This is a genomic window from Thermodesulfobacteriota bacterium, assembly GCA_040755095.1.
In the GTDB taxonomy this organism is placed as follows: Bacteria; Desulfobacterota; Desulfobulbia; order Desulfobulbales; family JBFMBH01; genus JBFMBH01.
The window spans coordinates 146,498-159,175 of sequence record JBFMBH010000001.1 but is presented as its reverse complement, the minus strand read 5'-3'; the positions used below and the strand labels follow the sequence as shown (position 1 = coordinate 159,175).

The following is a 12,678-nucleotide window of genomic DNA, read 5'->3' as shown; positions in this document are numbered from 1 at the left end:
ACCACCAATCCGGACCTGATGCGGATCGGCAGCGAGCGGCCGGCGGACCGGGGTCCGGAGGCAGTGAACATGGGCACCTACTGTCTTGAGGTGGCGGAGAAGTGGAAGCAGGACGGCAAGACCCCGGATGGCCAGGTGGTCTGGACCAAGGACACCCTCCGCCGCGCCGTGCCCTGCAAGTAGGCCCGGACCACCCCCCGTCCCGGAAACCGGCTGCCCGGGCAGGTGCACCGGCAAGACCGGGCCCCGGCGGCACCTTCAGGCCCCGGTCGCCGGCCCGGCCGGGGCCGCCTCGATGCCGGCGACCCGGGGCAGGTGCACCGAGAAGACCGAGCCCCGGCCCGGGGCGGACTGGACCTTGACCTGGCCGCCGTGGGCGGTGACGATGTGGCGGACGATGGCGAGCCCCAGGCCGGTGCCCCCCTTCTTGCGGCTGCGCGCCTTCTCCGCCCGGTAGAAGCGCTCGAAGAGCCGCGGCAGGTGCTCGGCGGCGATGCCCGGTCCCTGGTCGATGACCGCGATCACCACCTCCTCCCCGCTGGCGTACGCTTCCATCCAGATGGTCGTGTCGTTGCCGCTGTACTTCACGGCGTTGTCCAGAAGATTGACCACCACCTGCTCCAGAAGCGGCGGGTTGATACGGGCGGCCAGATCCGGCGGGCAATCCGTCTCCACGGTGATGCCTTTTTCCGCGGTCCGGAGGCTGACCGCCGCCTGGGCCGCCTCCAGGACCGGTGCCAGGGGATGCGGCGCCAGGGTAAAGCCGCCGGCCTCGGCGTCCGCTTCCAGTCGGGCCAGCACCAGCAGGTCGTCGACGATGTCGCTCAGCCGATCCGCCTGCCGGCCGACGATCTCCAGGAAGCGGCGGCCGTTCTCCGGCTCTTCCATGGCGCCGGCCAAGAGGGTCTCCACAAAGCCTTTGATGGAGGTGATCGGCGTCTTGAGCTCGTGGGAGACGTTGGCCACGAAGTCGCGCCGCACCGTCTCCAGGCGGCGGATGTGGCTGACGTCGTGCAGGACCACCAGGCCCCCCCGGGGCAGACCGTCTTCATCCAGGAGATGGACGCCGTGCACCGCCAGGAAGCGGTCGCCGCCGGGGCCACCCGGCAAGGTCACCTCCCCGGCGACCGGACTGTCCCGGGTCAGGGTTTCCCCGGCCAGCCGCTCCAGCTGCCGGTGACGGATCACCTCCAGCACCTGCCGGCCCACCAGGGACCGCCGGCTGTCCAGGCCCAGCAGCCGGATCGCCGCGTCGTTGACCCGCTGGATGCGGCCTTCCTGGTCCAGGACGATCACCCCTTCCAGCATGCTGGCGAACAGGGCCTCCAGCTCGTTTTTTTCCCGGAGGGCGGCGCGGATGCGGCCGGCCAGCTCCTGGGCCATCCGGTTCATGGCCGCGGCCAGGCCCTGCAGCTCCTCTTCCACCACCGACAGGGGGAGGGCCAGATCGCCGGCGGCAAAGCGGGCTGCCCCCTCCTCCAGGGTGCGCAAAGACCGGCGCAGGCGGCGGGTCGCCAGCAGGGTGGCGGCTGCCACCAGGAGCATGAAGGCCAGGCCGGCGATCAGGAAGACGAGCCGGACGGCGGTCAGATCGTGATCCAGAGGGAGGGCTGGCCGGGCAGCCCGCAGGACGGCCAGCACCTGGCCGTCCCTGGTCAGGGGCATGGCCAGGTACACCACCTCGGTGTGCAGGGTGAAGCTGTAGCGCCGGGCGAAGGCCACCTGTCCGGCCAGGGCCCGGGCCACCTCCTCCCGGTCGGCATGGCTTTCCATCCGCTCGGGCGCCTCCCAGGTGTCCGCCAGCACGGTGCCGTCCGGAGCAACCACGGTCAGACGGGTATCGGCGGCCTGGCCGGTGTCCCGGACAAAGGCTTGCAGCCGGCCGGCCGCTTCGGGCAGCATACTGCGGATGGTGTCGACTACCAGCCGGGCCCGGACCTCCAGGTCCTCCTGGACCAGCCGTCCCTGGGCCGCCGACCAGGTTCGGCTCAGAAAGCCCAGCAGCAAGGTCAGAAAGAGCAGGGCCGCCAGAAGCTGCACCAGCAGCAGCCGGCGCAGCAGCCGCACCTGGCTCATGGCGCCGTCCCCGACCCGGCGAGCCGCTGCAGGAGGTCCAGCACCCGGGCCTCGATGACGTCCCGCACCTGGGCATAGGCAGCTGGCTCCAGATCCCGGGGGTCAGGCAGGTCCCAGTCCTCCCGGATGAAGGCCCGGACAAAAGGGCAGCTGTCGCCGCAGCCCATGGTCACCACCGCGTCGTAGGGGTCATCCGCGACAGCGGACAGCGGCTTGGGGAAATGGCCGGCGAGGTCGTAGCCCTTCTCGGCCATGGCGGCCTTCGCCCGGGGGTTGATGGCTGCCGCCGGCTGCGAGCCGGCGCTGGCGGCCTCCACCCGGCCGGCCCCATGCCGGCGGCAGAAGGCCTCGGCCATCTGGCTGCGGTTGGCGTTTTCCCGGCAGACGAAAAGGACACGGCTGGCCATGATGGAAACCTCCCAGGGGGGGCTAGCCGATCACCCAAGGTGGCACCTTCGGATCGGCTATGATGGTGCGGTTTGCAGTCAGGCCCTGCAGGGGCCGTACCATACCAGCCCAGGGCAACGCCCTGGGTACGGGGGCCGGCGGCAATACCCCGCGCCCGTGGCCGACCATGGACTGGATGGACGACATGGACGGCATGGACGGCATGGACGCCAATACCCCGCGCCCGGAGGGGGGCACGGTCAGCCCCGGTGGCCTACCGACGGCAGCATACCATGTTCCGAGATCAGACGATGACAGCCAGTCTTGAATTGGTGGTGGCGCATTTCCAGGAGGATCTCCGCTGGCTGCGGCGGGTTCCCAAGGGCCTGGCCATCTCGGTCTACCACAAGGGCGGCCGGGCGCTGCCTGGCGCCGTTGTGCTGCCCAACGTCGGGCGGGAGGCCCATACCTACCTCCACCACATCGTCAGCCGCTACGACTCCCTGGCCGAGGTCACCGTTTTTGCCCAGGGGCATCCCTTTGACCATGTCCACGATTTCCATCCGTTCCTGCGGCGGCTGGCAGCAGGCGAGGAAGAGGTCGAGGACTTCCGGTGGCTGGGGTTTGTCCTGGATTGGGACGACAGCCGCGGGGAGAGGCTGTTCCAGGGCTGGAGCAAGAACCCCGAGAGACGGCCGCTGCCCATGGCGTTGTTCTGGGAGCGGCTCGGGGAGGGGCCCCGGCCCGAGGTCTTCGTCTTCTATCCCGGCGCGCACTTTGCCGTGACCAGGCAGCAGGCCCTGGCCAGGCCCCGGCACCTCTACGAGCGGGCCCTCACCCTCAGCGCCGAGCTGCCGGATGCGGCTCACTGTTTCGAGCGCTGCTGGGACCATCTCTTCGGTGTGGCCGGGGCGCCTGCCGGGATCGCGATCAGCGATCTGCCCCTGTTCAAAAAGCCGATCCGCCGCCTCCGGGAGGCGCCAGCGGCGGCCCATCCCCTGCCACGGCTCAGGCGCAGCGGCGGTCCATGACCTCCTTCCGGCCGTCCCGGTGCCAGCCGAGAAACTGTGCCGCCCCCTCCCGGCCCAAGTAGCGCTCCAGGGTCTTCGGCTCTGTGTGCAGAAGGTCCACCAGGATCAGGCCATCGAGCGCGTCGCCAAAGTCCCGGTCCAGGTTGAAGGCCAGGACCCGGCCGCCCAACTGGAGATAGAACTTCAGAAGCACCGGGATGTCTTTCTCCTCCGGCTCCAACTCCGCCACCAGGCTCGCCACCTCCGCCATGTCTGCCAGGGCTGCCCGAACGGTATCCGGCTGGCAGCCCCTGACCTGCACGGCCCGCAGCCGCAGCGGCGTCCGGGACTGCACCATCCGGCCCAGATCTGGCAGACTGTAGCGCACCTGCAGGGTGTGGGCGATGAGCTGCCGGGACAGATCCTGGTACCGGCGGGTGATGCTTACCGGCCCGAACAGGATCCGGTACCGGGGATGGCGGACGATGAACTGGCCGATGCCCTTCCACAGGAGCAGGAGCGGTCCGAAGCTCCGCTGGTACTCCGGCCGCACGAAGCTGCGGCCCATCTCCAGGGCTGGCCCCAGCCGGTCAAAGAGACCGGGGCGGAAACGGAAGAGGGTGCTCGTGTACAGCCCGTCGACGCCGCGGGCCGGCAGGATCTCGTCCACCAGGCCCATGCGATAGGCGCCGGCGATCTCCTGCCGGCTGCTGTTCCAGAGGAACAGATGCCGGTAACAGTCATCGAAGCGATCCAGATCGAGGGCCCGGCCGGTGCCCTCCCCGTTGGCCCGGAAGGTCAGCTCCCGGAGCCGGCCGATCTCCTGGAGGATGGCGGGGATCTGGCCGGCGATAGCCATGTGCACGGACAGGGCGCCACTCGCGGCCAGGAGGGAGGCGGCGGGCAGGCGTGCGACCTCCCCGGCCAGGGTGGCCGGATCCTGGGCTGCCGGCACTGGTTGGCGGCGGGCGGCTGGCCGCCACCAGCGGTCCGCTGCCGTCCTGCCCTGGGAGCCGCGGGCCAGGGTATGGCGCAGAAACAGGGTGCGGAAGCGCAGGTAGGTCATGAGGTCAGAGTCTGTGGCCAGGTTCCGGAGCTTGGCAGGGGGCACGGGATGGCCGATGGCGAGCCGGATCTGCCGGCCGCTCTTGTTCAGCAGCTCCCGGGCCAGGAGGGCGGTGCGCAGGCGTGACCGGACCAGGCCGGCCAGGTGGAAGAGGGGGCTGTTGGCCTGGGGAAAGAAGACGGGCAGCACCGTAGCCTCGGCCTTGCGTATGAGCCGGCCCAGGCCGGGCTCCCATTCCGGCTCCACCACCCGGCGCTCCCGAAGCCGGAAGTGGGCCACCGTACCGGCAGGAAAGACCACCAGCGCACCGCCGCCCTGCAGCCAGGCGAGACAGGCCCTGAGGCCGGCGATATTGCGCTGGGCCGCGCCGGGTCCGGCAAACGGGTCGACAGCGATGAGGTCCTCCCGCAGATCCGGAATCCGGGTCAGAAGATGATTGGCCATGATCTTGACATCCCGGCGTACCTGCCGGAGGCTGGCAGCCAGGACCAGACCCTCCACGCAGCCGAAGGGATGGTTGGCCACCACCACTACGGGTCCGGTGGCAGGGAGCCTTTCCAGGGCTGACTCGGCAAGACAGACCCGGATGCCCAGCCGTGCCAGCACCCGGTCGGCAAAGGGCCGGGGGTCGGCAGCGGTGACCAGCTCGTCATAGATCCGCTGGCAGCGCCGGAGCGCCAGGATTCCCTCCACGGAAGTGGCAAGAGCGCCGAACAGCCGGTGGGCCGGATCGTGCTGGCAGGGGTTGGGCAGGGCGAAAATGGCGTGCCGGATGGCTGGGTCCATCATGACTCCTGGTCGCTGGGGCTCATGGGGTGCGGGGTTGGGCATGGGGATCGTTGTCGTGGAGGTTGTCGAGGAACTGGCTGGTGCAGGCCTGCCAGGAGAAGGTGTTGGCGAAGGCGCGGCAGCGGCTGCTGTCCACCGCCAGGGCGGCCAGGGCCGCCTGCCGCAGATCGGCATCGAGCACACCATTCTCGCCGTTCTTGACCAGCTGGAGAGGACCGGTCACCGGATAGGCCGCTACCGGCACCCCGCAGGCCATGGCCTCCAGGAGCACCAGGCCAAAGGTGTCGGTGCGGCTGGGAAAGACGAAGACATCGGCACTGGCCATGGTCTGGGCGAGCTCTTCGCCCCGGCGGTAGCCGGTGAAGCGCACCGCCGGGTACCTGGCCCTGAGATCGTCCATGGCCGGTCCGTCGCCGACGATGTACTTGCTGCCCGGCAGGCCCAGCCGGCAAAACGCCTCGAGGCCCTTTTCCACCGCGACCCGTCCGACATAGATGAAGATGGGGCGCGGCCCGTCGAGATGGATCTTCGGCCGCGGCCGGAACAGGCTGGTGTCCACCCCCCGGCCCCAGAGGACGAGGTTGCGGAAGCCCCGTGCGGCCAGTTCCTCGCGTAACGGCGCGGTCGCGACCATGGTCCGGCGGGCGGCGGTGTGGAAGCGCCGGACCACCGCATAGGAAACGGGCAAGGGGATGGGAAAGCGCAGCCGCACATACTCGGGGAAGCGGGTGTGGTAGGAGGTGGTGAAGCCCAGGCCCCGCTGTCGGCAGCACGCCCGGGCTGTCCAGCCCAGGGGGCCCTCGGTGGCGATGTGCACCGCCTGGGGACGGAAGGCGTCGAAGAGCCGGTGGATGCCCCGCCGGGGCGCCAGCGCCAGCCGGATTTCAGGATAGGTGGGGCAGCCCACGGTGCGGAACCGTTCCGGCGTCACCACCAGCACCTCGTGGCCCATCTCCTCCAGGGTGGCGGCGGTCCGGTACAGGGTGGTGACGACCCCGTTCACCTGGGGATGCCAGGCGTCGGTGACAACGGCGATTCGCATCACAGCCCGGTTGCGATCCCCAGGCAGGGGAGCAACAAGAAGAGCCTGGAGAAAAGGCCGGAAGGGGCGGGCGCCAGCAGACGCTTGCCGGGCGGGGCTGGCGGCGGCTGCTGGCTCATGATAGCGGCCGCTGCCAGCGGCTGCTCCGGCAGCGGATCCACCGGCCAGCGGACAATGGCCAGGGAGCCGTCGGCATGCTCGGTCAGGGCGGTACAGCTTTCCACCCAGTCGCCCATGTTGGAGTACTGGATGGCGCCCAGCCGCGTCAGGGCGGCCCGGTGGATATGGCCGCAGATGAGGCCGTCCACCTGCCGGCGCTCCGCCTCCCGGACCACCGTCTTCTCGAAGCTGCCCATGTAGTTGACCGCCGCCTTCACCTGATGCTTGAGCCAGCCGGCCAGGGACCAGTATTCCCGCCCCAGGAGACGGCGGGCCCGATTGAGGTAGCGGTTCATGACCAGGAGCGCCTCGTAGGCCTCGGCCCCCACCCGGGCCAGCCACTCGCTGGCGGTCACCACCCGGTCCAGCTCGTCCCCATGCAGGACCAGGAAGCTTTCCCCCCGGGCCGTGACGTGGATCGCCTGCCGCTGGAACCGGATATTGCCCATGGCAGCGCCATCCCAGGCACGCAGCAGGTGGTCGTGATTGCCGGGGATGTAGAGAACCTTGGTGCCCGCGGCAGCCTTGGCGATGATGAGGTGCAGGATGCGGGTATTGATCTCTGGCCAGTGCCAGCCTCGCCTGATCCGGTAGAGGTCGATGATATCCCCCACGAGATAGAGGTATTCCGAGTCGGTGCGGCGCAGGAATTCGAACAGGGCCGGACCGTGCGCGTTCCTGGAGCCGAGATGGGTATCCGAGATCCAGATGGAGCGATAGACAGTGGTGCGCATGGGGGCCTCCGCGGGCGAGGTGGAGGAACCTGCGGCGCACCGGCCCGGGGCCTGGTTGGGGAGCGGAGAAAGAGGCAACCGGCCGTGCCGCAGGGTGCTCAGATCTTGCCCCCACAAGCTAGCGGCGAATTGTTCAGGAACGGCTAAGAACGGATATGCTTGTCGTTAAGAAGCAGATGGCGGGCGTCCGGTGACGGGCGCCGCAGGTCGGCCGATGGCCTGGGGCCGCAGCCCATTGGAGGGGCAGCCCCCCGTGGCTGCCCCGGTGCGGGCAACGGGCGGCCACCGGGGGCTACCCCTATCGGGTGGGTTCTCGAATGCGGTGGGGGGCGCGGCTGGCCGGCCGGCCTCTCTCGGCTACGGCGCCGGCGACTGGTGTCCGGCGGGCAGGGCGATGGCAAAGCGGGTGCCGGTCTCGGGGCTGGAGACGAACCAGACCCGGCCGCCCAGGACCCGTTCGCCCAGGAGCTTCATGGCATAGGTGCCCAGGCCCCGGCCTGCTCCCGGCTTGGTGCTGAAATGGCGCTGGAAGATCCGCCGCTGGATGGGCTCCGGGATCGGCTCCTGGCTCCAGACCGAGAGCTCCGCCTCCCCGTCCGCCACCAGGCAGGACAGCCGCACCTCCTGGCCCGGGAAGGAGGCCTCCAGGGCGTTGACGATCATGTTGGCCAGGATCCGCCGCAGGAGGGTGGGGTCGGTGCGGATGGTCACCGCCGGCGGCAGGGAGGCCAGCAGCTGCTTGCCGGCGGCCGCCGGGTGCTTCCGGAAGTCGGCCGCCAGCTCCAGGAGCAGCTCAGCCAGGGGCACCTCCGCCGGCGCGGGGCGGACCGGGGGCTCGGTGGCGCTGGTCCGGCTCAGGGCACGCTGCACCGCCACCTCCTGGGACAGGCGGGTGGCCAGACGGTCGATCTGGCTCACCAGGCCCAGGAGCTGCTGGCGATCGCCGCTGGGGTTGGCAGCCGCCACCTGCAAGAGCTGGGCGCCGGCGAACAGGGCGTTCAGGGTGTTGCCCAGGTCGTGGAAGAAGCTCCGCTCCAGGGCCGCCCGCCACTGCTCGTCGGTGACGTCCTGGAGGAAGAAGAGCAGGAAGCGGCGGCCGTCCACCTCCACCGGTGCGGCCCGGACCCGGAAGCACAGCTCGATCTCCTGCCGGTTGCGGCGGGCGGTCATGGCGCAAAGCCGCTCCTGGGGACAGCTCGTCTCCAGGGCGGCCATTATGGCGATCACCGCGCCACAGGAAGGGCAGAACGGCGTAGTGCCACAGCCGGCCGGTGGCTCGTAGGCATGGATGCAGGGCACCGCCTCCCCGGGCCGCAAGCCCAGGGCCTGGGAGGCATCCGGCAGGCCCAGGGTGGCCAGGAGGGCGTCGTTGACCGCCAGGATCTGCCGTTCCTGGTTGAGCACCGCCAGAAGACCGCTGGCACAGCCCAGGAGGGTCGTCATGAGCGGACTGCCGGAAATGAAGGCGATATCCGCTGCGAGCTGCTGGTCAGTGGCCCGTTCGGGGGGAGCAAAGCAGGTGTCCATGGCGTCATCCCTGAGGGGGGCAGCTCCGCACAAGGCGGAGATGGGATCAGTGTAGGGAGGACAGCCCCTTCCTGGCAACCGCTTTCTTTCGCCCAGGGCACCAGCTCTGGACCGGACAGCCGCTGGTGCCCTGGCTGGCGGCACGGCCAAAGAAGGGGGCCGGAGCCGGCGGGCAGCGGGGAGGCTAGTGGGTCAATCCCGTCGCGGTCGAGGGTCCCGGCGGATGCCGGTGGGCGCTTGCCCCGCGGCAACAATGGGGGTTGACGCCGGAGGCCGGCGAAGGAGAGAGTAGGCAGAGGCCGGGAAGGCGGCCGGGCACCGGCCATGCCGCGGGGGCATGGCCGCGGTGCTGCCGTCTCTCTTGGCCTGCCGCCGGCAGGAGACGCCCATGAAGAGATTCCGGGCACTGCTTCCCCTGCTGCTGGCCGCCTGGCTCCTCGGCAGCTCCGGCCCGGTCGGCGCCCTGGTGCCCGAGGATTTCGCCGGCGGCCTGCGCCTGGAGGCCCTGGGGAGGGGCCTCTTTTCGAGGTCCCGGTGCCGGTCGCCGTCTACCTGGGGTCAGTGCAGCCGGACCTGCGGGATGTCCAGGTCTTCAATGCCCTGGGTGAGGCCGTGCCGACGGCCCTTCGGCCGCCGTTGGCCCCGGGCAGAGCAGAGGCGGCGGTGGCCCTGCCCCATCCCCCGCTGCCGGGCCATCCCGAGGAGGAGCCTTCAGCCGCGATTGCCCAGCGGGTGCGCACAGGTGGAGGCCGGCTGGCCGTTGTCGGGTCTCGTGGCCTGGGGACTGGTGGTCCTCATGGCTGGCCTGTGCTTCGGTCTGGCGGTCCGGATTGCCAGCCACCTCAGATAGGAGGCAAGCTCTGAAGCCTCAGCGCACCACCACCTGCACGTCATCGACGTTGGCGGTCTGGCTGCCGGCATAGCCGGAAACCCCGAAGAAGAAGCCGTAGGAGCCGGCGGGCAGACGGGAGGCCAAGAGGGTGGTCTCGTCAAGGTCGAAGAGGGGGGCCCGGAAGGCCCGGCTGACCCCGAGCCGCCAGCCCTTGGGATAGACCCAGGAGTAGGCGCCGGCCGGGGTGGCCAGGACGATCCACCAGTCGGCGGCGAGGTCCAGGGCCTCGTTGGCCGTAAGACGGATGGAAAAGGCCACCGTCTCCTGCCGGCTCACGGTCAGGGGATCGTCGCCGCCATTGGCCCGGGCGTCGCTTTGCGGCCCGGTGCTGCGGAAGGTGGCCTTCACCGCCAGATCCTCATCCACGCTCACCGAACAGGCGCCGGTGCCGGCGCAGCCCCCCCCCACCCAGCCCTCGAAGACCGAGCCGGGATCCGGCACCGCCTCCAGGGTCAGGCGGGTGCCGTGGGCAAAGGCGGCGCTGCACAGGCTGCCGCAGTCGATGGTCCGGTCGGTTGCGCGTACCGTGCCCCGGCCGGAGCCATCCCGAAAGATGACCAGGGTATGGTGGCTGGCCGGTAGCTGGCCGGTGCCCGTGAGCGAGACCTCCAGGAGCCGGGGCAAGGCGTTGGAGGGGATCGCCAGCACCGCCTGGCGCTCGCCCGCCGCAGCCGGGGTGAAGGCGAGCTGCAGGGAGCAGACGCCGTCCGGCGGCAGCAGGCGGCCACTGCAGGTGTCCTCCTGGAGGCGGAATTCCGCCGCCTGGCTGCCGGCCACGGTCAGCTGCTCCAGGGCCAGGACGGTGTTGCCGGAGTTGCGGATGGTAAGAGGCAGGCTCGCGGTGGACCCCACCAGCACCGCCGGCCAAGCCGGTGCCGCCGGGCCCAGCGCCACCACCGGCGCCAGGTCGCCGGTCAGGCCCGGCTCCAGGGCCAGGAGCAGGGCGTTGGGCCCCGGAGCCGGAGTGGGCTGCCAGGCCGCCGGCGGCAGGCCCAGGTCCGGCGAGTCGCTCAAGCCCGCCAGGAGCAGCCGGCCGCCGGCCTCCACGGCCAGCCGCGGCATCTGCTCGCCGCCGCTGCCTCCCAGATAGGTCATCTGCAGCAAGCCCAGACTGGCCCGGTCAAAGGCCGCCACCACGAGGTCGCTCCCCCCGGACAGGCTCGGGTCCAGGGCATTGGCCGAGACCGGCAGGTCAGCCGAGCCGGTCTGGCCGACCACCAGCAGGCGATCCTGGCTGTCCAGGGCCAGGTCCAGGCCCCGGTCCGGGCCGCTGCCGCCGGCCAGGGTTGCGGTGACATGACGCAGGCTGGGGTCCAGCCAGGCCACAAAAAGGTCCTCCTCTCCGCCCCGATGGCTGGAGCCGCCGGTGACGGGGAAGTCCGGCGAGCTGGTGGCACCGGTCACGAACACCGAGCCGTTGGCCGCCACCACCAGGCCCTGGCCAAGATCGTTGCCGGAGCCGCCCAGGAGGGTGGCGTCCAGGATCCGGGAGAGGCCGGGGTCCAGGCGGGCCAGAAAGAGATCGAGCTCCCCCCGGCTGGCCAGGGGCTGAATGCCGGCCGGGGCCGGGAAGTCCGGCGAGTCGGTGACGCCCAGCACCAGGATGCTGCCGTCGTCCTCCACCGCCACCGCCATGCCCATGTCCCCGCCGCTGCCGCCCAGGAAGGTGCTGGCCAGAATCGTCTGCAGCCGGGTGTCGCACACAGTGACAAAGGCGTCGATGGCGCCGTCCAGGGAGGTGTCCAGACTGCCTGGCGTGGCAGAAAAATCGGGCGCCGGCGTCCGCCCCGTCACCACCAGCTCCCCCATGGGGGTGTGAGCCAGGGCGACCGCATCGCCGCCGCCGAGCAGCAGGGAGGCCTCCAGCACCTGGAGCTCACGGTCCAAAGACAGGACGAAGGCGTTGCGAAAGCCGGCGGCAAACGGCTGCGACCCGGAGGTGGCGGGAAAATCCGGCGAGCTGGTCACCCCGGCCAGGCGGACGGAGCCGTTGGCGGCGATGGCCAGATCCCGTGGCCAGTCGTCCCCGGCGCCCCCGATCAGGGTCCAGGCCAGGAGCCGGGAAAGCCCGGGATCGAGCTTGGCCACCAGGATGTCCAGGCCACCGGCGGGCCCGGTCGCCCAACCGCCGTCCTCGGCCGGCAAGGCCAGGGCCGGGATTGCTGCCGCGACGATGATGTTGCCCTCCCCATCCACCGCCAGCGGGGTAAACGGGAGATCCGGCTCGGGGGGCGCGGTGGCGGCGACAAAGGTGCCGGCCAGGATCGGGTCGATAACAAGCTCCCGGCTGGGGTCGTAGTCCCCGACCGCAAAGCCGTAGCCGCCGGGCTCGACCCGGAAGGCCACCGCCACCGGCTGCCGGCCGCTGGCGTCCTCCTGGAAGGCCCGGGGCGGGCTGAGGCGGTACTGGCCGCGGCCGCTGTTCAGGGTCAGGCTGCCATCGGCGGCTACCGCCATGGCCTCGACGCCGGCCACCGCCATCCGGACCGTGGCCGGGTCTGTTCCCGGCGCCACGTGAAACAACCGCTCCACACCGCTCGGCCCCACCACCAGCTCCAGCCAAGCCCCTTGGCCGGCATCCCGGATCGACACCGTGCTCCTGGTGGGCAGGCCGCCCTGCCAGCCGCCGGGGTCGCGGCCCCGGAACAGGGCGGCGCGGCCGGCAACAGCAGGGTCGTCCATGACCAGCTGCGGCCGGCCGCCGGCCAGGCGCTCCCGCAGCACCCAGGGGGGGGTGCCGGCCGGGCCCGGCAGGATGCTCACCACCTCGCCGCTGGCGGTGACCCCAACGCTGCCGGCAGGGCTCAGGCTGGCTACGCGGATGGCCGGATCGGCCGGCCGGCCCCCGGTCTCCACAAAGGGCAGCCAGAGCGGCAGGCCAGTCGCGGCTGGCCGGCCCAGGGCCGCAGCTTGACCGGTCCCTGGCAGCGGCAGGCCCAGGGCGACCAGGATGAGGATGGCGATTCTGGCTGGCGGCCAAAACATGGCGGTCACCT

Annotated in this window: 10 protein-coding genes; 3 read left to right on the top strand and 7 right to left on the bottom strand. The window is 70.8% G+C overall.

Features of this window, described 5'->3' with window-relative positions:
• Positions 1-183: hypothetical protein (locus tag AB1634_00520; protein MEW6218001.1), on the top strand; the 183-nt coding region annotated here is incomplete at its 5' end.
• 75 nt (positions 184-258) lie between these two features.
• On the opposite strand, the gene AB1634_00515 is transcribed toward AB1634_00520, so the two are convergent.
• A complete protein-coding gene (locus tag AB1634_00515; protein ID MEW6218000.1) occupies positions 259-2,076 on the bottom strand; it encodes an ATP-binding protein in 1,818 nt (605 codons plus the stop codon).
• A complete protein-coding gene (locus AB1634_00510) occupies positions 2,073-2,483 on the bottom strand; it encodes an arsenate reductase ArsC (GenBank protein ID MEW6217999.1) in 411 nt (136 codons plus the stop codon). The genes AB1634_00515 and AB1634_00510 overlap by 4 nt, the downstream gene beginning before the upstream one ends.
• Before the next feature lie 291 nt (positions 2,484-2,774).
• On the opposite strand from AB1634_00510, the gene AB1634_00505 reads away from it, so the two are divergent.
• On the top strand, positions 2,775-3,494 hold the full coding sequence (locus tag AB1634_00505; protein MEW6217998.1) for a DUF3431 domain-containing protein: 720 nt from the start codon (positions 2,775-2,777) through the stop codon (positions 3,492-3,494).
• Here the strand turns inward: AB1634_00505 and AB1634_00500 are convergent.
• The 4 genes from AB1634_00500 to AB1634_00485 form a co-directional block, all read right to left on the bottom strand.
• Positions 3,472-5,328: a lysophospholipid acyltransferase family protein gene (locus AB1634_00500; GenBank protein ID MEW6217997.1), complete on the bottom strand. Its 1,857-nt coding sequence runs from the start codon at positions 5,326-5,328 to the stop codon at positions 3,472-3,474. The genes AB1634_00505 and AB1634_00500 overlap by 23 nt on opposite strands.
• A 19-nt stretch (positions 5,329-5,347) precedes the next feature.
• Positions 5,348-6,370 carry a glycosyltransferase family 1 protein gene (locus AB1634_00495; GenBank protein ID MEW6217996.1) on the bottom strand — a complete coding sequence of 341 codons (1,023 nt, stop codon included), beginning with the start codon at positions 6,368-6,370 and terminating at the stop codon, positions 5,348-5,350.
• Positions 6,370-7,263 (bottom strand): UDP-2,3-diacylglucosamine diphosphatase, encoded by an 894-nt coding sequence (locus tag AB1634_00490; GenBank protein MEW6217995.1) that lies wholly within the window; start codon positions 7,261-7,263, stop codon positions 6,370-6,372. The genes AB1634_00495 and AB1634_00490 overlap by 1 nt, the downstream gene beginning before the upstream one ends.
• Positions 7,264-7,620: 357 nt before the next feature.
• Entirely contained in the window at positions 7,621-8,790 is a 1,170-nt protein-coding gene (locus tag AB1634_00485; GenBank protein ID MEW6217994.1) for a HAMP domain-containing sensor histidine kinase, read from the bottom strand.
• Between the two features lie 324 nt (positions 8,791-9,114).
• Between AB1634_00485 and AB1634_00480 the strand changes: the two genes are divergently transcribed.
• Positions 9,115-9,654: a DUF3999 family protein gene (locus AB1634_00480; GenBank protein MEW6217993.1), complete on the top strand. Its 540-nt coding sequence runs from the start codon at positions 9,115-9,117 to the stop codon at positions 9,652-9,654.
• Positions 9,655-9,658: 4 nt separating this feature from the next.
• Here the strand turns inward: AB1634_00480 and AB1634_00475 are convergent, their stop codons facing one another.
• Complete coding sequence (locus AB1634_00475; GenBank protein MEW6217992.1) at positions 9,659-12,667, bottom strand: choice-of-anchor D domain-containing protein; 3,009 nt, start codon at positions 12,665-12,667, stop codon at positions 9,659-9,661.
• Between the last annotated feature and the right edge of the window lie 11 nt (positions 12,668-12,678).

Coding starts and splice junctions, on each gene's coding strand:
- AB1634_00515 (MEW6218000.1), bottom strand. CDS start 2,076: ATGAGCCAGGTGCGGCTGCTGCGCCGGCTGCTGCTGGTGCAGCTTCTG.
- AB1634_00510 (MEW6217999.1), bottom strand. CDS start 2,483: ATGGCCAGCCGTGTCCTTTTCGTCTGCCGGGAAAACGCCAACCGCAGC.
- AB1634_00505 (MEW6217998.1), top strand. CDS start 2,775: ATGACAGCCAGTCTTGAATTGGTGGTGGCGCATTTCCAGGAGGATCTC.
- AB1634_00500 (MEW6217997.1), bottom strand. CDS start 5,328: ATGATGGACCCAGCCATCCGGCACGCCATTTTCGCCCTGCCCAACCCC.
- AB1634_00495 (MEW6217996.1), bottom strand. CDS start 6,370: ATGCGAATCGCCGTTGTCACCGACGCCTGGCATCCCCAGGTGAACGGG.
- AB1634_00490 (MEW6217995.1), bottom strand. CDS start 7,263: ATGCGCACCACTGTCTATCGCTCCATCTGGATCTCGGATACCCATCTC.
- AB1634_00485 (MEW6217994.1), bottom strand. CDS start 8,790: ATGGACACCTGCTTTGCTCCCCCCGAACGGGCCACTGACCAGCAGCTC.
- AB1634_00480 (MEW6217993.1), top strand. CDS start 9,115: ATGCCGCGGGGGCATGGCCGCGGTGCTGCCGTCTCTCTTGGCCTGCCG.
- AB1634_00475 (MEW6217992.1), bottom strand. CDS start 12,667: ATGTTTTGGCCGCCAGCCAGAATCGCCATCCTCATCCTGGTCGCCCTG.